This window comes from Pseudoalteromonas sp. RWi3 (assembly GCF_054960735.1).
This window is the reverse complement of record NZ_JBHNYL010000002.1, coordinates 431,632-454,129: the sequence shown is the minus strand read 5'-3', so window position 1 is coordinate 454,129 and position 22,498 is coordinate 431,632. Positions and strand designations below refer to the sequence as shown.

Genomic DNA, 22,498 nt, shown 5'->3' with positions numbered 1-22,498 from the left:
CTGCATAATAAAAAAGCCCATTTTCATGGGCTTTTTTAGCTTCAAAAAAAACTAAACTTAAAACTGATAACTAACGCTAAAATCAACTGATCGAGGCTCGCCCGGCTGTACCCAAATTTGTGTGTATGAGTTAGGGAAATATTTACGGTCAAACAGATTATGGACTTGTAGTTTCACTTCAAATTGCTGCGTTAAATCATATTTAGCAAACATATTTGCCACAGTATACGATGGTAAATAAAAATCAGAACCTCGTTGACCTAAACGCTCATCTACATAATTAGCACCCGCGCCTAGAGTTAAAGCACGGTCAACCACTGAGAATTGCTTGCTAATTTGTAGGCTTGCGCTATTTTTTGGAATATTAAGCAGCTCGTCACCTCGTTTTAAAGCAACACCTAAACCAGTATCTTTTGCATCTTTGTCTACTTGCGCATCAATGTATGCGTAAGAAAACCACATATCAATATCACCTGGTAACTGCCCTGTTACATCAAACTCAAAGCCTGTACTGCTGGCTTGGCCTATAGCAGTGTGAAAGCCTGGATTCGCGGCATCTGCGACGATGATATTTTTTTGTGTGCTATCAAAATAAGCAAACGTAACACCTAAGTTATTATCGAGCAGATTAAATTTAGTGCCTATTTCTGAAGATTGAGTTTCATTTGGTTTAAAACCTTGGCCTTTTGCATCTGTGCCAAAGTTCAGACGATAACCTTCGCCATAACTTGAGTATAAAGACCAACTATCACTTAATTCATAGACCACACCAGCTTGAGGGCTAAAATGAGTTTCAGATTGTTCAGCATCAAAATTTGTAATTTTATCATCAAGTGTTTGCTTTAAACGGTCAATTCGTCCACCAAGCCTAAGGTGTAAATTATCAGTTAAACGCATCTGATCTTGCAGGTATAACCCTGTCGCAATTTGTTCTTGCACTCTTACAATTGCCGGAATAGGCGAAGGTAATGGATGTTGTCCATAAAGCGGCTGATAAATATCAATTGCATGCAACTGTTCATTCGTTGGATTTGTAGATAACGCAGGGGAGCGGTAAACGCGGTAATCACGGTCATAATCAAACAAATCGTAGTCAACACCCACTATTAGTTCGTGTGCAATTGAGCCGGTATCAAATTGCCCAGACACTTCTGAACGGATCACAAACTGATCGGTATCATAATCACGCTGACGTCTTTGACGTGTTAGCGTACGACCATTGTAATACAGCTTTTGTCTCGCGGGAGATACTTCTGCGTCACTCGATGTGCCTGTTAAGCGTGTTGAGCGATAGCTTAAACCCGAATTTAAGTACCAATCATTAGAAAACTCATATTGCCATTGCAATTGGTGTCCAAGTACTTCTGTAACTGTAGCGCCATCGTCGGGCTCGCCTAAAAAGCGCTCGATTGGCATCATATCAAAATCGCCACCTAGGGCTAATATTCCCCTGTCAAAAGGAATTTCTTGACGTGCAGCTTCTAATTCATATTGCCATACGGAGCGATCGCTCTGCTCAAATAAAACTGACGCCATCACACCTTTTTTGTTAATTTCAATGGTATCGCGAAAGCTATCACCCGTTTCATAATAGCCGATAACACGCGCAGCTGCTTGCTCAGTTAAACCACCGCTATAGTCAGCCTCAAATCGGCGTTTATCACGGTTTCCAACTTCTAGAGCTATTTTTCCTTGCTGCTCGAACGTTGGTTTTTTAGTGACTAAATTAATTGTCCCTCCAGGTTCTCCTCGACCATAAAGAGCCGCTTTTGGACCTTTTAGTACTTCAACCCGCTCAATACCTGATAAATCTCTGGGCCCTGAAAAGCCACGCCCTGCGTTAAAACCATTGACTAAATAGCCACTTGGTACATTTTCATCACCAAAAAAGCCGCGTATAGCAAAGCTGTCCCATAAGCCGCCAAGACTATTTTGTCTTGATACTGATGCTGATAGGTCCAACGCTTGAGTTAAGCCTGTCACACCGGTATTTTCGATTAACTGCTGGTTTATCTCAGAGATAGCTTCAGGTGTTTCCAGTACATCAAAGTTGCCACGATAAGCCTGACGCTTTGCTGTAACTTCTATTATTTCGAGTGATTCGTCTTGTTTTGCGTAGGCTGCAGTTGAGCATAAGCTCAGTGCAACCCCTAGGTGGAGGGAGCAAAGTTTAAATGAGCGAAGAGAAAAGTGCATTGTAGTTCCTTTAACAATATAACGTTCGAGATTTGTTATATCATAACACTTGCTGTACCCATATTGTAAAGAGCTTATTTATAGATTAGTTCTTTCGCTGTTTAAAATTAATATACTTACACTTCATTTTAAAGGCACCATAAAGCTTGCACTGCCAATAAACGCGCCAGATTCAACAATTATTTTTGCATCTTTGTAATACACTAAATCCTCTGATAATTTCTTTTTACAGTGTTTAGGGAAAAAACCTTCAAAACTCACCTGCTCTGTTTTATTAATCGTACGTTTAAACTTAAGATCAATATCTCTCAAATACACTTCACCTGCTTTGGTCTCTAATTGATTATCCCAACAGCCATATATTATCCCTAGCTGCGAAATCCAAATCATTGCGCTTTGCGCACTAAAATGAAACTCGCCATCTCCTGGCATTTGAAAATATTTAACATCTATTAAGCCTTTGATATAACCAGGTTCAAGGTGAACGGATGAAAACTCCATCACTTCTTGTTTCCAGCCTTTTTGCAAATAATCAGACATCAGAGCCTGTTGTTGCTGTGTATTTAACTGTTGCATAAATTATCCTTTTAAATGTTGAATGTGTTTAGCTTTTCTTCTTTATTTGGCGAGCTTAAATATAAATGTGCAAGTGCGCTGACTCCTCCTATTGAAGCAAATAAATACCAAATTAAGCCCGGTACTTGTTGCTCTAAATCTAAGGCATAACCAGCTAAAGCACTGCCTATGATTAATCCAAAACCTGCAAACAAGTAAAAGAATCCATAGTGAGTAGACACCGTTTCTGGCGGTGCCGAGTTCGCAATTTGTTTCATAATAAGCGGTAAGCTCATTGCAGTTGCTACACTAAAAAATAAAGCTAACAGCCCCAATTGAAGATATAGCTGCCACTGACTCTGGACTTCAAATAACATGACTAAAAAACCACTCCCCATCAATGCAAGCCCTGAACTAATAAACAGAGAATCTTTATTAATACGCTCAGTCAGCGCGGTAATCGGGAGTTGTACTAGGATTGAAATCAATGCGCACATACTTAATAACCAAGTTACACTATGCAGCGGCATATCTAATTGACCTAAAAAAATAGGCATCGCAAATGAGATTTGGTTGATCAGCATAAAGTAGCCAATCATCACTGCGCAAAGTTGTAAAAATGCACGATTGCCCAACACTGTTTTAATTAATTCATGAGTATTAAGCCCTGCACTTTTTTGTGATTTTTTTGCCGCTGGTAAATAATAAATAAACGCGATACCAAAACATAAAAAAGGAAACGCAGCCACGCCGCACAGTAAACCAAAACTCATTGAAATTAATAATAAACCGCACACAGGACCAAGCAGCTCGCCAGCGTTTCTTGCAACACCAACGAGCGCAAACATGTTTGCTTTACTGATCCCTTGCGCATGTGCAAAATAAGCTTGGGCAGCAGGTGTAAACAATGCCCCCGCAAAGCCCGTCAAAAATGCAGCTAAAAACAAAACAACAATGTGATCGGCCCATAAAAACAGTAAAAAACCGACTGCTCGTAAAAAACACCCCGCTATTATCAATCGCTTAACACCAAGCTTGTCAGCTAACACACCACCGACTAAAAACAAACCTTGTTGACAAAACGAGCGAACCCCCATGACGATGCCGATCAATGTGGCACTCAAAAGTAAGTTCTCTGCAAAATAATGGCTCAGTAATGGGATCAACATATAAAAACCCAAGTTAAATACAAATGCAGCAAACAGCATCAATTTGTACTCAGGGGTTAATCCACGAAAAGGTGCTAATGCGTGCATTAAGGTTGCTCTTCAAACGGCTTTTGCGCGATCAAAATAGAATGAAAATTATCGCTATAGGTCTGAATTTTTAATTTAGGAGTAAAAGGCATTAAATCACTCAACTCAATACTGGGGTAAAGTAGCTGACGTAAATTAAATGCTGTTCTTACTACAACAAAACTTCCCGCTCGCATGCGCGTAAATAAATGCGATAATATTTGCCTTTTTACATCGCTTGACCCCGCTAATGCAGCCAGCCACACTACATCAAACTGTTCAAGGTCTTCAAATTCACAAATATCTGCACAACTAAATTTTTGATTCTGCTGTGGGTAAACATGTTTTTGCACACGCTCACCAACGGTTAATGCCTGTGCGTCAATGTCAAGATTGCTCACCTTCATACCTTGCTGAGAAAGGAGCATTGACGTAATAGGCAGCGGCCCACTGCCAGCCATTAATACGTTTAGATTTTGCTTACCTGATAAGGCATAAATAGCATTTGACTCTAAACCAACCGCTCTTTGGTAGTGACTAAACCAAGGGTAATCAGACTCTAAGGTTGAGATAGGCGTTGTAGAGGCAAGTAATTTTTGCGCCCAGTAATGTTCATAGCGCCCCGACGCGGCTGCAAAAAGTGACGCTATCTCACTTTTAATTGCACTGAGGCAAGGTTCAGCTAAAACTTGGTTAGCAAATTTTTCATCTTGTTGATTAGACAGTAAAGCCATGAAGCGCTCATACAATGCCATGTTCGGCGCTTCAAAAGAATCCATATTTATATTTTTAATCAATTGAAATACATCACAAATTTGCGACGCATGTTGATAGGGTGAAATTGTTTGAGACATACATACCTAATTTAGGAAAAATTGTTACACTTAACTAAATAAAAATGTTATAACATATCAAAATAGGCAATTACAAGCGTTTCCCTGTATTTAATAAGGGTCCTTGATTATACAAAAAGGAATGAATTTTTATGCTCAAAATGTTGTACGGCATCAAAGGACGATGGTTTTTAACACTCTTAATAATTATATTGATTACATTAGTTGGCTATTTTATGACTCCTTCACCAAAGGCAAAAAGTGAGCCAACTAGCTCTTCAGCTAAGCCTTTGCCACTTATAAGTGTAACGCCCATAACGCCTAAATTGATGAATACTAAGCTTGAATTATCAGGCGTTGTAAAACCAATCGAAAACACTGATATTGCTTTTGAAGTTGCAGGGAAAGTAACCTACTTACATCCGAGCTTTATTGATGGAGGGATCGTTAAAAAAGGCACTGTGTTGATCAAACTTAATCCATTTGATTTAACGGCCGCGGTGACACTCGCGGAGGCTAAAGTTGCAAAAGCCAGCGCAGAGCTTGAAGAAGAAAAAGCCAAAGCAAGTGTTGCCAAAGCCACGCTTTTACTTGCTAATACGCCTTCTACCAACCCCCTTGCAAAACGAGAGCCGCAAGTTAAAAGTGCCAAAGCTTTATTACTTGCCGCACAAACACAATTGCAAATTGCACAAACAAACCTTGCCCGTAGTGCATATAGGGCACCTTACGACGCACTCGTTCAAAACCGCGCAGTAGGCCTTGGTCAGGTTATCAGTCAAGGGCAAACGCTGGGGCGTTTAGCTAATGTTGCTAAAGCCGAGGTTCATATTGCCATTGCAGATAACAAATTAAGTGTGTTACCAAGTTTACCAATATACAATGTAATTATTAACCATCATCATGTTATTCATACTGGCCGCTTAACACGCAGTATTGGTACGCGCTCTTCTTCAACTCGTAGCGCTATTTATATTGTTGAAATTACGGATCCCTACGGATTACTTAATCAAAGAAAAAGAATCGAATTTGGTGAATTTGTACACGTCTCTGTACCAACAAGACACTTTGAGAATGCAGCAGTTGTGGCACAACATATGGTTACTAATAGCCGTATATGGGCTTTGTCTGCAAACAATACCTTAGAGTCAATCCCCGTTGAAATCTTAAACATGCAAAAACACAATTTAATGATTCAACTACCTAGCGATGAATCAATTATTTTAGTCGATAAACGCCCTGAAATTGTAAGAGAAAACATGGCAGTAAATGTCATTAACTCAGCTCTAGCGACAGCCCCTCTTGAGGGCAACTCACTATGACGACACAGCACACACCAGCAGCACCTTATAAAAACAGTGTGATCGCTTTTTTTTGTCATCGCCCATTGGTTGCTAACTTATTGATGTTATTTATTATTGCGATGGGATTGTTAAGCTTTAACAGTATTCAAAGACAAATGTTCCCAATAGCTAAAAACCCTGAGATCCATATACAAATTCAATATTTTGGTGCCTCTGCAAAAGAGCTTGAAGAACAGGTCGTAGCCAAAATAGAGCACGCCCTCAATGGCCAAGCGGGCATTAAACGAGTTCAAAGCCAAGCTAGGCAACATAGCGCCAGTATGACCATTGCTTTATACGCAGATCAATCCAGTGAGCAAAGGCTCAATGAAATCAAACACAAATTAGATGCCATCGCTGATTTACCAAAAGCCATGGAACCTATCATTTTACAAAATAAGCCGCAGTTACAAAATGCAGTAAGCTTAGTACTAACCGGGCCAGACGATAAACTCGCTTTAAAGCAGTTTGGCGAACATATTAAAAGAGAGTTGTTAGCCCGAGACCTAATTAGTCACGTACAAGCAACAAACTTACCCGATGTTGAGTTTTCAATAGAGGTAACTCGCTATCAATTACAACGCTACGGATTATCATTACAGGACATTGCTGATCTTATTAGTCAACATTCGAAAAATATCAGTGCAGGTCAAATTGCTACTAAAAATGGCAAAATCAATCTACAAATGCCAGCCCGAAAAGAAACAATAGCGAGCTTAAACTCCCTGCCAATATTGAATACTGAGCATGGCGAATTACTCACATTAGGCAATATTGCCACTATAAAAAAATCACTCACTGAGCAATTGCACCTAGCAAAGTTAAATGGCAAAAATGCTTTTTATATGCGTATTTTAGCCGATGAGTCACAGTCAATTACCGCCGTGGCGCAAAGTGTACAATCTTATTTAGCGTATAAAACCCCTCTGCTGCCTGCGGGGTTTTCTTTGTACCAATTAGTCGACACCACCTACTATTTAGAAGGACGACTTAATATGATGTTAAACAATTTAGCCCAAGGGGCATTGTTAGTTTTTATTGTATTGAGTTTATTTTTACGGGTGCGCTTGGCCATGTGGGTAATGCTTGGCTTGCCAGTTAGCTTTTTAGGCGCTATTTGGTTAATGCCGTTTATCGGCGTAACGCTTAATGTTGTATCACTTTTTGCGTTTATTATGGTGTTAGGCATAGTGGTAGATGATGCCATTGTTATTAGTGAAAGCGCTGCGAACGAAACAACCGATTACGGCCATAATGTTGAAAATATAATCACAGGGGCTAGTAAGGTCGTTGCCCCTGCTACATTCGGTGTACTCACCACAATGGCTGTGTTTATGCCATTTATGTTTAGCACAGGCCCTAACTCAGGGCAATTTATCGCCATTGCGGGCGTTGCTCTACTGTGCTTATTTTTTAGTTTGATAGAATCCAAAATGATTTTGCCCGCACACCTTGCTCATAGCCCTATCAAGCCTCTTTCTAAAACCCACTGGAGAACAAAGTTTGATCACGCCTTTAATCAATGGCTAGCGGATACATTTGTGCCAGTCTTAAAGCATATTATTCACTTTAGGTATCCAGTATTAATGCTCTTTATTGCATTTTTAGCAGGCGCTATTTTACTTGTAAAAACAGGTTTAATTGGCTTTACTGCCGTACCTAAAGTTCCGCATGATTTTCCATCTATCCATATTCAAATGGATAACAATGCGTCGCATCAACAAACATTGCATGCTGTTAAAAGTATAGAACAAATGGTTTTACAAGTAGAGCAACAAACACAGCAAATCTCAGGGCGTTCGCTGGTAAAAGACACCTACATTTGGCTCGATAATGATACCGAGGGCGAAGTGCTCGCCCCCTTGGTTGATGAAGATAAGCGCCCCTTTGACGCATTTGAATTAGCACGTCACTGGCAAGCTGCGATGCCGACGCTACTTGGCGTTAAAGCAATTACCATTGAATCTGATGTTATTGATATTAATCAAAAGCCTGAACTAAGCTATCAATTATATAGCGATAATTTAAGTATGCTAACTGCTGCCACTTTAGATTTGAGTACCGCTTTATCTGAACATGATGCCATCACACAATTAACATCAAACTTAAACACAAATCAGCAAGAATGGAAAATTCAGCTAACACCTAAAGGACGCCATTTGGGGCTAACTTCAAACCAAGTTGCTAAACAGGTATTTGCCTACTTTTATGGTATTGAGGTACAGCGAGTTGTTACACAACAACAAACCGTCCGATTTATGGTTCGAGGGGATTTAAACGAACGCCAATCTTTTTCATCTTTAAATAACCTACCTATTAGTGTAAATGAGCACTCACAAGTGTTTTTTTCAGAGATAGCAACACTCACTACAACGCAAAGCAGCCATGAAATTCATACAGAACAAGGCAGAAGAACATTTAATGTCTCTGCGTTTATTGTTCCAAGTAAAAAGCCGCAAACAAAAGCGATACATTTAGCAATTGAAACCCAAATATTACACGCTATAAAAGCCCGCTACCCTGATGTGTCTTTTGATTTAGGTGAACATTTAAAGGAGCAGCAACAAGAACAAAGCCAAGTCACTTCGTTTGCTATAATCGCGTTATTAATGGTGTATAGCTTATTAGCAATACCACTGAAGAGCTATAGCCAACCGTTCCTGATTATTTTTGTTATACCGTTTGCCACGGCAGGCGCGTTGTATGGGCATTTACTGCTGGGGTATACACTAAGTATGATGTCGATTTTTGGCATAGTTGCCGCATCTGGCGTCGTTATAAACGATGCTCTCGTACTATTAACACGAGTCAACCAACTGCGTAATAAAATGCCTCTAAATGAAGCAATTTGCCAAGGTGCTGCCGCTCGCTTTAAAGCAATTTTAATAACATCACTCACTACATTCATTGGTTTATTACCCTTGATGTTTGAAAGCAGTTTACAAGCACAGTTTGTGATCCCAATGGCTGTTTCATTAAGTTTTGCTGTGCTATTTGCCACACTAACGTCTTTGATTCTTTTGCCTTGCTTACTTTATATTGCGAATGAGCTTAAAACCATACCGCAGCAAGGTGCAAAAGCAATTAAACTACAGCTATTAAAGGCATTTTAACTATTTAAAAAATCTACAAAAAAGCCCATTTACATGGGCTTTTTGTGGGTTTTTATTAAATTATTGGTTTCACTTTAACGGCAACCACCGCTGTTAAAGTCAACGACTAGGCTTGCACCTGTGCTATTGCCTGATACTTTTAAATAACCCCAATATTCGCTTTGATTGGTGATATATATACATTCACTGTTACCGCTATTAGTCGACACATCAATTTCATTGCTACCATTTGGCCAGCCACTTGCAGCGTAGCTTAAGCTGATATCACCAGCTCCATTGGCCGTTGTAATTGCAATACCACTTTGGCTTTGCACATCAGCAATACTAAACCACATTGGATCGCTGTTGCCCAAGCAAATCACTTCGCCATCATTTAAGCGGCCATTGCTTCGGCTACCTTGCGTTGCGCATACATCAGGCACATTTGAGGTTACTTCAGTGTAAGAGGCCGTTAATTGAACATTTTCAAATGTGTTGTAACCTCTAAGCATTACGTTGTAGGTACCGACTTGTACTGGGTTAATAGTGCACTGCTCTTCATTCCCACCAACGTAAGGGCGACAATCAAATAGAGTTTCTGTCGGTACTACTTCGTAACTGACATATAAATCAGCATCACCCGTACCACCTGAGATAACAAAGGCTAAGTCAGTTGCGCCTTGTGGCACAGCAAAAGTGAAATATTGCAGCTCATCTTGTGCACCATTGACACTAATCGTTTGGTTATTTTGTAAAACACCCTCTCCAACACTACTATCTTGCTCAATAGTCGCTGTTGTTGTTGTTGTTTGACTTGCACCTTGATTATCGGTGACTGTTAAGCTTACGTTGTACTCACCCGAACTGGTATAAACATGGGTAGGATTTGCTTGGTTAGCGCTGCTGCCATCACCGAAGTCCCATAGGTAATCTGTGATTGTGCCATTACTATCACTGCTTCCATTACTAGTAAAACTTACTTCACTATTTTGAGTGCCTAAGTAAGGCCCGTTAATTTGCGCAACTGGCGGTGGATTTGTCGTTGTACCGGCAACTAAATCGTCACACCACTGCACAAATTCATTTTCGTAGCTGTTAGCCCATTGCACTGTTTTAGCTTTATATGCACTCCAATCACCAACTCGAGTATGTGCTAGCATAGCGTTGATTTCATCATTATGGCGCTCAAACATAAAGCGCACAGCGAGGTAACCCCAGCGATAAATACGGTCTTGATCAAACCCATCATAATTAGTGGCAAATATTTGCGCGAGTGTAAAACGAGAGCCATCACTGATGGTTGCTTTTGCGGCATCATTATCATTTAAATTAGCCACATACTCTGCAACCCCTTCAGACCACCAAACAATATCTTCTGTTGGCGAGTTAAAGTTGCCGTATAAGTCAAAACGACCGTCTAGGTAATGCACATACTCGTGCTCTAAGTTCCACACATAGTGATCGGCTTTTGCATAACTGGCTTCATAAGCAATAAAGTTTGCTTGGTTGCCAACAACAGACGGATCACCTTCTAAATACATACCACCGTTATTAGTATTAATACCAAAAATAACCCCTGCATATTTACCGTAATCGTCGCTACTATCAAAAATATTAACTTGTAAAAAGCTATTGTTATCATCAGCAACGGGAGTGTTATTGGTGGCCAGTTTTGTATGAAACAACCCTTCTTCAGCGCCCATTGCATCACACGCGGCAGCATGCTGCGCAGCAGTCATATTTTGCGAACGAATTTTAATCGTGCTACTGCAGCTATAACTTTGTGACAGCGCTTGACCTATCAGATTATCCACAAACCCACAAATACCATAATCATTACAATCTGCGTAATAACTTACCGAGTCAGCTGCCGCGAGCCAAACAGCATCACCATAACCAAAACTAGTATACGTTGAAAAAATAGCATTTAAGCCAGTATCTACAGTACTTTGAATCGGTGTGTTTGCGTATTGCTTTAACCGAGCAAGCTCGCTAGCTGCATTAACAATAAGGTACTGCGCGTCTGATCCGATCATCCATTGTTTTTGGGTAAACGCATTGAGCTTTATCACTAAATCAGTGTCTTTGCCGACTGCCGTAACAAATTGATCATTCCATTGACCACGGTATAACAGGGTAAAAATACCATTCACTGCACTGCGTACATTCCACTTAGCGGCGTAGCTTTCATTAAAACGGCTCAACCATTGTTTAACAACTTCGAGGTAACGATGCTGTTGCTCTGAACTGTCCATAGTAATAATAACTTCATTAAGTGTCTTACCGTGGCCATCGTTATCGTCATAAAAGTGACTATTGGCAACAAATGCATCAATGGCATCAACAACAGCAGGGGTTACCCAAGTAGCAAAACTCACATTGTCGTTATAAAACTCAGTATAAAAACCGGTACGTAGGTACAAAAATAGCGCTTCTAACTCAACATTTCCGCCGCCAGTATAAGTCTGTGAGAGTGACTTTGCATGATTTGCAACAGCAAACATTTTATCAGACGTAAACACCTGACTTTGTATTGACGATGAGGCACTAAATAACTCATTAATACATGATGTTCCTTGGTTTTTAACTTCAGTAATAATGGTTGATGTACTCGCAGTTGCTAATGCATCCAAATCACATGTAACAGCCGTGGCTTGCATTGTCATCATACGCGCGCTCAAAAGCTGCGGTTGGCTCTGCACTTTTGCAATGGGTGCTTTTTCGTTATGGTTTTGTTCAACACCGTGATGATGCACACGCTCAACAACGGCTGCCTGAGGTTTAAATGTTCGCTCCCCCACTTTGTCAGCCAATGCCATTGAACTCATGCCCAATATCGGTAACGCCAGAATCAGTGTATTAATTTTCATACTCTACCTTTGATTATTAGTGTGTTCTCAATCTAGAACGGGTTGTTGAGGTACAGTTTGTAACATTTAATTATCATTGTATACAATATATTTTATATAAAATTAACGAATAATAATATATTGGTTTTAATAAAAAAATTAAAATCAATCCTTTTGGGTTTGTTTTTATTAAGATTAAGCACTATTTAGCAAAGCTGAATATCAGGCTCTCCAAAATAGGCCCACACAAAAAGGCTCCGCTTAGCATACCCTGCTTAATACTGCATGGGTTATTAGAGACAGCAGTTTGTTTACACGTGCAATCGTTAAAAGAAGCGACTTACAACGACTCTTTTATAAAATTAGCACTTTGATTTAAAGCCAGATATGGTAATTTACTCTTTCAATCAACATCCTCGCTTGAGTAGGTTATATGAGTACAAAAAACCATTGGACACTAAAAAGTATTGCAAAAGAATTAGGTGTTTCAAATGCCACAGTGTCAAATGCGTTTAACCGCCCAGATCAATTATCAAAAAATCGCAGAGAATCAATTTTAGCGGCGTGCAAAGAGCTGGGATATTTCGGTCCTAATAAAGCTGCTCAATCACTTCGCCGCGGTAAATTTAATATCATCGCAATGGTGTTGCCAGATAGTGTTGAATATATGGTGTCTGATCCGGTAGCAAGCAGCTTTATGCGAGGTGTTGCCTCTGTGCTTGAAAAAAACGGCAGTAACTTATTATTGTTTTCTGGTAACAACGATAACTTAAACAGTGTTGTTGATTTTGTTGATGGCTTTATTTGCTATGGTCGACCACGAAATCCGCTTTTGGTAGAACAACTCAAAACGGTGCCTAAACACGTTGTTACTGTAGACTTTGATATAGACCGTGACGCCTCAGTTAATATTGACAACGAACAAGCAAGCTACGAAGTAGCCATGCATACACTGCAAAATAAAACTGATAATGTGGCTATTTTAGGCCTTCGCCTATTAGATGAAAACGTACTTTGCCGCGTATATGAACATCACGAATGTGAAGCGGGACAATCTATTGCGCACCAACGATTACGCGGCTATCAAAAAGCCCTCACAGAACAAGATATCACCATTGGGGAAGATCGCATTTGGAATATACCAGAAAGTAGTGAACGTTTTGCATCAATCGCTGCAAAAGAAGCTCTATCAATTTCACCACGGCCCGAAGTATTACTGTGCATGAGTGATTTAATCGCACTAGCTGCAATGCGAGAAGCATTAACTATCGGCCTAAATATTCCGCAAGATATTCGCATTGTTGGTTTTGATGGCATTGATGAAGCTAAACGTTTTGTCCCAACGCTCACCACAATCCACCAAAATAGTGAGGAAAAAGGCGCGTTGGCAGCCCAGCTATTCATCACTAAAGAGAAGAAAAAAGCGCTTATTAACTATCAACTCCAATTAGGTGAAAGTGGCTAATAAGCGCACAATTAATACATTCGAGCCTGTTGAGGTTTTCAGGTTGAATTTTCAGCAGTCTGTTTGGTATTTCTGCAATTCAGCGCCCATGTGGCGTGATTATTTGCTTTAAGTGGCCGATAACTCACGTAACCTAGGCGGTCAACTATTTTATAAACCGCCATTAGGTCAACACATTTTAACCTGAGAAATCAGTCATTTTTAAGAAAGTCACTCAGCTGCGTTACTGTTTTATCATATAGTGTGTATTCAATTATCTCGATATGCCTTTGAGTAAAGTTAACACTTAATTCGATAGCCTCATCATCGAGTTGCCATTTTAAATTGCATGTTCCCACTGCGCCATGAACGCTAAATTCACCCGCAAATGCAGGGTGTGTATTACGTATTGCAATTAATTTTAACAGCCCCTTCACAACAGGTTTTTCAAGTGATTGAGTTATTATCTCTGCATTTAAATATGGGCGGTTAATATCGCGACCAACATTAGAGCTTGCCAGTAATGCCATGTCGTTTTCGCAAGCAAACAAACCACCGTAGTAAACTTGTGGCACACCTGGTGCAAAAAATTGAATAGCCCTAGCAATTAGGTAATCGAAATCACTGGCACCTAGGGCGTTATAGTACGTGCAATTAACTTGGTACAAGTCTACATTGCTCGCAGCTGCTCCTGTAGCCTGACGGCTTTGATTGTCGCTATTTGTATGAATTGTCTCAACCAAGTTATCTATTTGATTTTCATCCAAAAGCCCTGCTTTGTCACCCATAGGACCCGCATCAATAATGCCGATACCATCGTGAGTATCCAGAACAGTTAAACAATTTCTAGGTGAAATATTTAACCACTTAACCAAAGCATCACTATTGTTGGTAAACAAGCTGTGTAAAATTAGCGGTGGTAATGCAAAGTCATAAACCATGTTGACCCGCTTCGCGACTTCAACCTGCGTTTGATAGTGGCTGTGTATCTCTGCAATGGTTTCCATACCTAAATCATTTGCTTGGGCAGAAAGCTTATCTAGGTAGTCGAAGGTTTTATCAAGCATAAAGCAGTTAGTTCCTGCTTCTTTTATGGCGTAACCGGCTGCATCAAGGCGAATAATGTTGACGTTATTTTCTGCAAACTTAGTCAGTACGTTGTTTAAATATTCAACACCCGCATCAGATTTAACATTAATATCAATTTGATTGTCAGTGAAGGTGGTCCAAAAATCATATGTTTTATTATTACCACAGGTTATTGGCGTAAAGCAGCTACCTGGGCGTGGGCGGTAAATAGCCTCTTGCTCTGCATTGCTCATGCCCATTGGGAAAACATCGTCTTTTGTTAAAAATAAATCCCAATAAGTGGACTCTTCTCCCAATTTTAACACATCACTGAATTGAAACGATTGAGCAGAGACATGGTTTACGATGAGATCGGCCATTAAATCATACTCTTTACCTAGCGTATTTATGTCTTGCCAAGTACCAATGCGTTCATCAACGGCGCTGTGATCAATAGGATCAAAGCCAGCATCACTGCCATCAATTGGGTTGTAAAAAGGGAGTAAGTGCACGCCCCCAAACACATTTTTAAGCGGGCCATTAATAAGTTTTGTTAACTCATTTATACCTTCACCAGTGATACGATCTGCATATGTAATCAGTTGAACGTTATTCTTCATCATGTGTAAATACCAAGTTGATTCTTAATCGATTAAGATATATCTTTAACTAGGAAACCAATTTTTACAAGAAGTTTTTACAACTTTGATACATAAGGCGGCGTGATTAAACTACTATTTATTGATTAATCTATTGAGTTAATTATAAAAATGCTTAGTCACCTGGCGAGGATATAAAGATGAACAACACACACACTCTCGTTAGCAATACTTCATTGCAACACATACGCTGGTTAACATATATGATGTTTTTTATGTTTGCTATGACCTCAGACGCCGTTGGCATGATCATTCCTGAACTTATTAAAGAATTTGATTTAACCATGACTCAAGCCAGTGCATTTCATTATGCTCCTATGGCTTTAATAGCGCTAAGCGGCTTATTCCTTGGCTTTTTAGCAGACAGTTTTGGTCGAAAACAAACAATCATGTTAGGACTGCTTATCTTCTCTGTAAGCTGCTTTTTATTTGCAGTAAGCAGTAGCTTCATAATTTTTGTTTTACTGTTATGCCTAATAGGGTTAGCAATCGGCTTATTTAAAACAGGTGCACTAGCACTACTGGGTGATATTTCGCAAAGTAACAACGAACACACTAAAACCATGAATAAAGTTGAAGGATTCTTTGGTATTGGCGCAATTGTTGGCCCGGCTATCGTCAGCTTTTTATTAACTCAGCAAGTCAGTTGGACTTACCTTTACATTATCGCTGGTATTATGTGCTTAGTTCTTGCGGTTCTCGCTTGGCGAGCAGACTATCCGCCCGTTGTTAAAACCACCACGCAAACAACCTCTTTTGCGACCACCTTGAAAATGGTTAAAAACCCATATGCATTAGGGTTCTCATTGGCGATTGCGTTATATGTTGCTACCGAAGTGGCTATATATGTCTGGATGCCAACACTACTGGCAGACTACACCGGGTCGTGGACATTATTGGCGACCTATGCGCTGACTATTTTCTTTATACTACGCGCAGCCGGGCGCTTTCTTGCTGTGTGGTTACTGAATCGCTTTAGCTGGCAAAGCGTTATGGTTTGGCTAAGCTTTGGTATTGCCTTGTGTTATGTCGGTACACTTATTGGTGGGGTTAATACTGCAGTAGTATTACTGCCATTGTCAGGGTTATTCATGTCAATGGTCTACCCGACGCTTAACTCTAAGGGTATTTCATGCTTTGCAGTGCAACAACACGGTGCAGTTGCGGGCGTAATACTATTTTTTACTGCCCTCTCTGCAGCTTTAGCGCCCCTGTTTATGGGTATGATCAGTGATATGTTTGGCCATGTGAGATACGGTTTTATACTTGCCACAGGCTTTGCAGTATTACTCTTTTTAGCTATGGTTTATAACTATTTTAAAGACCCTTCAAGCGCAGCTTTACAACAAACGGGTGCGTAACATGGTTAATTTTGTGCAAAAAAAATTCTTTAAAAACAATGCGCGTGCAAAAAACATACACTTTAATATAAAAAAAAGTTGCTTAATGTAAAAAGTTTGTTATTTTTACTTAATCGATTAAGTAAAATGACAAACCTACTGATAGGTAATCAACGAGGCATACTATGACAACACTTAACACATCACTCTATTTACTCAGCTCGCTTGCATTAGCAGTAAGCCAAGGTATTTACGCCGAAGAAGCACAGCAAACTGAACAAGCTAAAAAAGGCCTTGAAACCATTGTCGTAACAGGTGTACCAAGACGCACAAGTATCATGGCATCGAGTGTTTCAGTTAGCAGTGTTTCACTGAATGAAATTCAAGTTGCAACCCCACGCTCAACAGCAGAAGCATTTAGAATAATTCCGGGTGTTCGCTCTGAATCTACAGGCGGTGAAGGCAATGCAAATATCGCGGTACGTGGCTTACCGGTTGCTTCAGGTGGAGCAAAGTTCTTGCAACTCCAAGAAGATGGCCTTCCTATCATGCAATTTGGTGATGTTGCGTTCGGCAATGCCGATATTTTTATGCGTTTAGACAGCACAGTACAAACTGTTGAGTCAATTCGTGGCGGTTCAGCCTCTACTGCAGCCAGCGATGCCCCTGGCGGTATTATTAATATTATTTCAAAAACGGGTGAAGAAGAATCAGGCTCTGTTGCGACCACAATTGGACTTGATTATGACTCGTTACGTACTGATTTTGAATACGGTACTTACTTAAACGACAGTGTACGCTTTCATGTAGGTGGTTTTATTCGCCAAGGCGAAGGGCCTCGCGAAGCAGGTTATACAGCTAACAAAGGTGGCCAAATAAAAGCGAATATTACTAAAGAGTTCGATGCTGGTTATGTACGTCTTTACTACAAACATTTAGATGACCAAAGCATTGGCTATTTACCCATGCCAATGTACGCTGATGGCAGCTCAATTAAAGGGTTTGATGCACAAACTGACACACCACATTCAGCACAGTTCTTATCTACCACTCGCTTGGATGGCAATAACCAAATTAGCCGCGGCGATATGCGCAACGGTATGAACCCCCAAGTGGATGCAGTTGGTTTTGAAGCCGTGTTTGATTTAGATAACGATTGGCGTATTGAAAACCGCTTTAGAAAATCATCAGTCAGCGGTAACTTTACTTCTTTGATCCCCGCAGAAGTTGGTAATGCAGGTGATATTGCCGCAAGTATTGCAGGCAGTGGTGCAACATTAAACTACGCAACGGGCGGTTCAAAAGGACAAGCCTTTACCGACGACCTTGCGATGCGTATTCATACCTTTGATGTCACCATGAATGACTTTGGCTCAATCGTCAATGACTTAAAGCTAACCAAAGAACTCAGCGAAGATACCAGTGTAACCCTTGGTTATTACGCATCAAGTCAAACCATAAGCATGTCATGGCTTTGGAACTCATATTTAATGGAGTTAAAAGGCGATAATGCGGCGCTACTTGATGTATTCGCACAAAATGGCGATAGTTATTCTGACAGCGGATTATATGCCTACGGCACACCTTTTTGGGGTAATTGTTGCCAACGTAACTACGACACTGATTACGAAACCCGCGCTCCTTATGTTGCATTTTCAACCAAGCTTGGTGATGTCAGCATTGATGCCAGCGCACGTTATGACAGTGGTGAAGCACGCGGTACGTATGCTGGCGCTGTAACATCAACCGTTGATATGAATCGCGATGGCGCGATTTCAATTCCAGAACAAAATGTTGCCAGTATTGATATCAGCAATCCAAGTATAGTTGATTACGACTGGAGCTACACCTCTTATTCTGTCGGTGCTAATTATCAAATAGACCCAAGCCTTGCTGCATTTGCACGTATTAGCCAAGGTGGCCGCGCCAATGCTGACCGCTTACTATTTGGTAAAGTCCAAGCGGACGGGTCTGTTGCTGATGAAGATGCGGTAGATGAAGTAAATCAATACGAGTTTGGTGTTAAAAAGCGTTTTGATTCATTGTCAGTATTCGCGACCGCATTTTACGCTGAAACAGAAGAGCAGAACTTCGAGGCTACGTCACAAAAATTCTTTGACCGAGAGTATGAAGCAAAAGGGATTGAGCTTGAATCAACTTACTTCCTCGATTCATGGGATTTTCGCGGTAACTTTACCTGGACAGATGCTGAAATCGCAAAAGATGCGCTAACACCTGAGGTTGTGGGCAATACCCCACGCCGCCAAGCAGACTTTATTTATTCATTGATGGCACGTTACAACTTTAACAAAGGCTCTGCTGGCCTGAGCTTTATTGGCACCACAGATGCGTATGCTCAAGATAATAACGATCTTAAGTTTGACGGTTACACACAAGTTAATGGTTTTGTAAGCTACGATTTATCTGAAAACCTCAACCTTGCTTTTAACGTTAATAACCTATTCGATACTGTAGGTATTACTGAAGCAGAAGAAGGCAGCGTGCCAGATAATAATATTATTCGTGCCCGTGCCATCAATGGTCGTACAACGTCATTAACCTTAAAGTACTTGTTTAACTAATTAAACAAACCCTCCCTTTGTTTGTCGCCCAGCACTTGCTGGGCTTTTTAAGGTTTTACTATGAATAAATTATTGAGCTTTGGCGAACTACTTATTGATATGTTGCCAGCTGATAACGCAAACAGCGCTTATACACCCATCCCAGGCGGAGCACCTGCAAATGTGGCTGTTGGGTATCAAAAGTTAGGTGGTGACGCTTATTTTTGTGGTGGCATGGGTAATGATCATTTTGCGAGCCAATTGCGACGCTCACTCGAACATTACCAAGTCAATACCGAGTATTTATTTACAATCGAAGAGGCACAAACAGCCCTTGTTATCGTCAGCCTTGATGAGGTGGGTGAACGCAGTTTTAATTTTTATCGTCATAACACTGCAGACTTGTTAGTCACTAAAGCGCATATAGATAGAATAAACTGGTCAGCGTTAAGTACATTTCATTTTTGTTCTAACACATTGACTCACGATAATATTAACACGACAACATTAAGCGTATTACAGGCCGCCAACACTCACAATATATTAGTGAGTTTTGATGTCAATTTACGTTATAGTTTATGGTCAGATACCGCTGGTATAGCAGAGCGTGTGTTTGCTTGTTATCGCTTTTGTGATGTTGTTAAATTGTCTCATGATGAATTAACGTTTTTAGCCAAGCAAGCGGCTATTTCGCCATTAGAATACACTCAGTTACTGTTAGATGAAGGCGTCACTTTGATCTTTTTAACTGACGGTGCTAACCCTGCTAAAGTCTACCACCAAACATTTGTTATCGAACAAGCAGCCCCCTTAATTGAGCCTATAGATACCACCTGTGCTGGCGATGCCTTTATTGCAGGCGTGCTCTATCACTTAAACCATACCCATACAGAACTTGAATTAACTGAAAAGTTAAACAGCAGTCACTATGTGAAAGAGGCGCTTAACTTTGGCCTCAAATGTGGCTCAAAAGCCTGCTTAATCAAAGGTGCTTTCCCTGCACTACCATCTAAGCAGACTTTAATCGACTAAGTTTTTACCTAAAAAGGCCTACTGAGGCCTTTTTATTTACACAATCCTTATAGTCATACATTCAAAATACAAATCACACTAATCTAAACAATCAATTTTACCGAACAACTGCTATTCCATACACTGAGCTCAGTTTAAAGCTTGCAAGACGCAAGCGCTAAAATACATGAGGTCGACTATGAATACTCAATTTAACAAAATTAAAAATAAACCAGCGCTCACACTGAGTGCGCTTGCATTAGCCATCACGCTTCCAACCAGTGCTAGCACAACATTAACCAAAGACAACGGTGCACCAGTAGGCGATAACCAAAACTCGATTACCGCAGGTGAACACGGCAGCGTGTTACTTGAAGATGTGCAGTTAATTCAAAAGCTACAACGCTTTGCCCGCGAACGTATTCCTGAACGTGTTGTACATGCCCGCGGGACTGGCGCACATGGAGTGTTTGTTGCTAGCAAAGAGTTAGATGATTTAACGATTGCGGCGCCGTTTAGTGAAGCAGGCAAAGAGACTGAAGTGTTCGTGCGTTTCTCTTCCGTTATTCACTCTAAAGGTAGCCCTGAGACATTACGTGACCCACGCGGGTTTGCAACTAAATTTTATACCGAACAAGGAAATTGGGATTTAGTGGGTAATAACTTACCCGTGTTCTTTATTCGTGATGCCATTAAATTCCCAGATATGGTGCACTCTCTAAAGCCATCACCGGTGGATAACATTCAAGATCCAAATCGCTTTTTTGACTTTTTCTCGTATGAACCAGGCTCAACCCATATGCTAACGTGGGTATACAGCGATTACGGCACGCCAGCAAGCCTTCGTAAAATGGATGGGTGGGGTGTACACGCATACAAAATGATAAACCAATCAGGGGACGTTAAATACGTTAAGTTTCATTGGGTCAGTCAGCAAGGAATCGATAATCTAGATAGCAAAGAAGTCGCTAAGGTGCAAAGTCAAGATTTTCAACACTTAACGCGCGATTTCTATCAAGAGATAGGCAAAGGTAACTTCCCGAAATGGGATCTGTACATTAAAACCCTTAAGCCATCACAGCTTGATGACTTTGATTACAACCCGTTAGATGCAACCAAAATGTGGCTAAACGTTGAGGAAACAAAAGTCGGTACACTGACACTAAACCGTATGCCGACTAACTTTTTCCAATCCACTGAACAAGTAGCGATGGCGCCAGGTAATATTATTCCGGGTATTGAGCCGTCTGAAGACCGCTTATTGCAAGGGCGTGTATTTTCGTACTCTGATACCCAAATGTATCGTCTAGGTGCTAACCACCAGCAACTGCCCATTAACCGCAGCAAAGTGGATGTTGTAAATTACAACCAAGACGGCGCAATGAACTATGGCAATACCACTAGCAATGTGAACTATCAACCAAGTCACGAAAATGTGGCTGAAAACCCTATTGCCCGTAGAAGCCAAACCGAGCTTAAAGGCTATGTTCAACAAGCAGCGATTAAAAAGCAGCAAAATTTTGCCCAAGCAGGTGTGCTATACCGTGGCTTTAGCAAGCAAGAGCGTACTAACCTCATTAATAACCTTGCCGGTGATTTAGGTAAAGTACATAACAGCGTTGTGAAGCACAAAATGCTCAGCCACTTTTACAAAGCGGATAGCAACTATGGCACACGTTTAACCAAAGCCGTAAATGGCGATCTGAAAATGGTTAAGCAACTGGCCGCAAAGCTTTAATTATTCATTAACACAACTCCCAACCTTGATGAGGAAGGCTCGCCTTCCTCTTTTTTAAAGGACACTTTTTTGAAGGGCAAACTTATGCGTAAACTATTAATTATGGTTATTGCCATTTTTAGCCTGCAAGCACAAGCAGATCAATCGCCAAACACTGACGCACAATCACAATACGACAATTTACTTGGCTATTATTTTGCAGCAGCCCGTACAGGTGATGAACAAGTTATTGAACAATTCGTAACTGCTGGTATCCCAATTGATAGTTATAACAATAAAGGCTATACAGCATTAATGATTGCTACCTACCATGGTCACAAAAACACGGTCGATTCATTATTAAATTTAGGCGCTAATGCATGCCTTGAAGACAACCGCGGTAACACCTCACTCATGGCAGCTATTTTTAGAGGTGAATTTAGTATTGCCAACACCTTAGTAAGTCTTGATTGCGATACTGAACATACAAATAAAGCAGGGCAAACAGCCGAGCAATTTGCACAAACATTTGGTCAAGAGAAGGTGCTTGAGTTACTAGATTCAATAAAGCCAAAACAGTAAAAAGCCCTGCAGG

General features: G+C 40.6%; 14 protein-coding genes. 8 read left to right on the top strand and 6 right to left on the bottom strand.

Going from position 1 to position 22,498, the window contains the following annotated elements:
* Positions 1–57: 57 nt before the first annotated feature.
* The 4 genes from ACFI4Z_RS05540 to ACFI4Z_RS05525 form a co-directional block, all read right to left on the bottom strand.
* On the bottom strand, positions 58–2,196 hold the full coding sequence (locus tag ACFI4Z_RS05540; protein WP_462669699.1) for a TonB-dependent siderophore receptor: 2,139 nt from the start codon (positions 2,194–2,196) through the stop codon (positions 58–60).
* Between the two features lie 123 nt (positions 2,197–2,319).
* On the bottom strand, positions 2,320–2,772 hold the full coding sequence (locus ACFI4Z_RS05535; RefSeq protein WP_054204175.1) for a hypothetical protein: 453 nt from the start codon (positions 2,770–2,772) through the stop codon (positions 2,320–2,322).
* Between the two features lie 11 nt (positions 2,773–2,783).
* On the bottom strand, positions 2,784–4,007 hold the full coding sequence (locus ACFI4Z_RS05530) for an MFS transporter (protein ID WP_462669698.1): 1,224 nt from the start codon (positions 4,005–4,007) through the stop codon (positions 2,784–2,786).
* Positions 4,007–4,840: a nicotianamine synthase family protein gene (locus ACFI4Z_RS05525; RefSeq protein WP_462669697.1), complete on the bottom strand. Its 834-nt coding sequence runs from the start codon at positions 4,838–4,840 to the stop codon at positions 4,007–4,009. The genes ACFI4Z_RS05530 and ACFI4Z_RS05525 overlap by 1 nt, the downstream gene beginning before the upstream one ends.
* Before the next feature lie 131 nt (positions 4,841–4,971).
* Between ACFI4Z_RS05525 and ACFI4Z_RS05520 the strand changes: the two genes are divergently transcribed.
* Both ACFI4Z_RS05520 and ACFI4Z_RS05515 read left to right on the top strand, forming a co-directional pair.
* Positions 4,972–6,141: an efflux RND transporter periplasmic adaptor subunit gene (locus ACFI4Z_RS05520; protein WP_462669696.1), complete on the top strand. Its 1,170-nt coding sequence runs from the start codon at positions 4,972–4,974 to the stop codon at positions 6,139–6,141.
* Positions 6,138–9,275 (top strand): efflux RND transporter permease subunit, encoded by a 3,138-nt coding sequence (locus tag ACFI4Z_RS05515; RefSeq protein ID WP_462669695.1) that lies wholly within the window; start codon positions 6,138–6,140, stop codon positions 9,273–9,275. The genes ACFI4Z_RS05520 and ACFI4Z_RS05515 overlap by 4 nt, the downstream gene beginning before the upstream one ends.
* A 74-nt stretch (positions 9,276–9,349) precedes the next feature.
* Here the strand turns inward: ACFI4Z_RS05515 and ACFI4Z_RS05510 are convergent, their stop codons facing one another.
* Positions 9,350–12,124: a collagenase gene (locus tag ACFI4Z_RS05510; RefSeq protein ID WP_462669694.1), complete on the bottom strand. Its 2,775-nt coding sequence runs from the start codon at positions 12,122–12,124 to the stop codon at positions 9,350–9,352.
* A gap of 412 nt (positions 12,125–12,536) precedes the next feature.
* Here ACFI4Z_RS05510 and ACFI4Z_RS05505 point away from each other — a divergent pair, with 412 nt between their 5' ends.
* Positions 12,537–13,568, top strand: a complete 1,032-nt coding sequence (locus tag ACFI4Z_RS05505) for a LacI family DNA-binding transcriptional regulator (protein WP_462669693.1) — start codon at positions 12,537–12,539, stop codon at positions 13,566–13,568.
* A 191-nt stretch (positions 13,569–13,759) separates the two neighbouring features.
* Here ACFI4Z_RS05505 and gtfA read toward each other — a convergent pair whose 3' ends face one another.
* On the bottom strand, positions 13,760–15,238 hold the full coding sequence (gtfA, locus tag ACFI4Z_RS05500) for a sucrose phosphorylase (protein WP_462669692.1): 1,479 nt from the start codon (positions 15,236–15,238) through the stop codon (positions 13,760–13,762).
* A 176-nt stretch (positions 15,239–15,414) separates the two neighbouring features.
* Between gtfA and ACFI4Z_RS05495 the strand changes: the two genes are divergently transcribed.
* The 5 genes from ACFI4Z_RS05495 to ACFI4Z_RS05475 all read left to right on the top strand — a co-directional run bounded on the left by ACFI4Z_RS05495 (position 15,415) and on the right by ACFI4Z_RS05475 (position 22,485).
* Positions 15,415–16,635 (top strand): MFS transporter, encoded by a 1,221-nt coding sequence (locus tag ACFI4Z_RS05495; RefSeq protein ID WP_462669691.1) that lies wholly within the window; start codon positions 15,415–15,417, stop codon positions 16,633–16,635.
* 164 nt (positions 16,636–16,799) lie between these two features.
* On the top strand, positions 16,800–19,196 hold the full coding sequence (locus ACFI4Z_RS05490; protein ID WP_462669690.1) for a TonB-dependent siderophore receptor: 2,397 nt from the start codon (positions 16,800–16,802) through the stop codon (positions 19,194–19,196).
* A 60-nt stretch (positions 19,197–19,256) separates the two neighbouring features.
* Entirely contained in the window at positions 19,257–20,207 is a 951-nt protein-coding gene (locus ACFI4Z_RS05485) for a carbohydrate kinase family protein (protein ID WP_462669689.1), read from the top strand.
* Positions 20,208–20,385: 178 nt separating this feature from the next.
* The gene (locus ACFI4Z_RS05480) at positions 20,386–21,924 is read left to right on the top strand and encodes a catalase (protein ID WP_462669688.1); all 1,539 of its coding nucleotides are present in this window, start codon (positions 20,386–20,388) and stop codon (positions 21,922–21,924) included.
* A gap of 102 nt (positions 21,925–22,026) precedes the next feature.
* Entirely contained in the window at positions 22,027–22,485 is a 459-nt protein-coding gene (locus tag ACFI4Z_RS05475) for an ankyrin repeat domain-containing protein (protein WP_462669758.1), read from the top strand.
* The last annotated feature ends 13 nt before the right edge of the window (positions 22,486–22,498 follow it).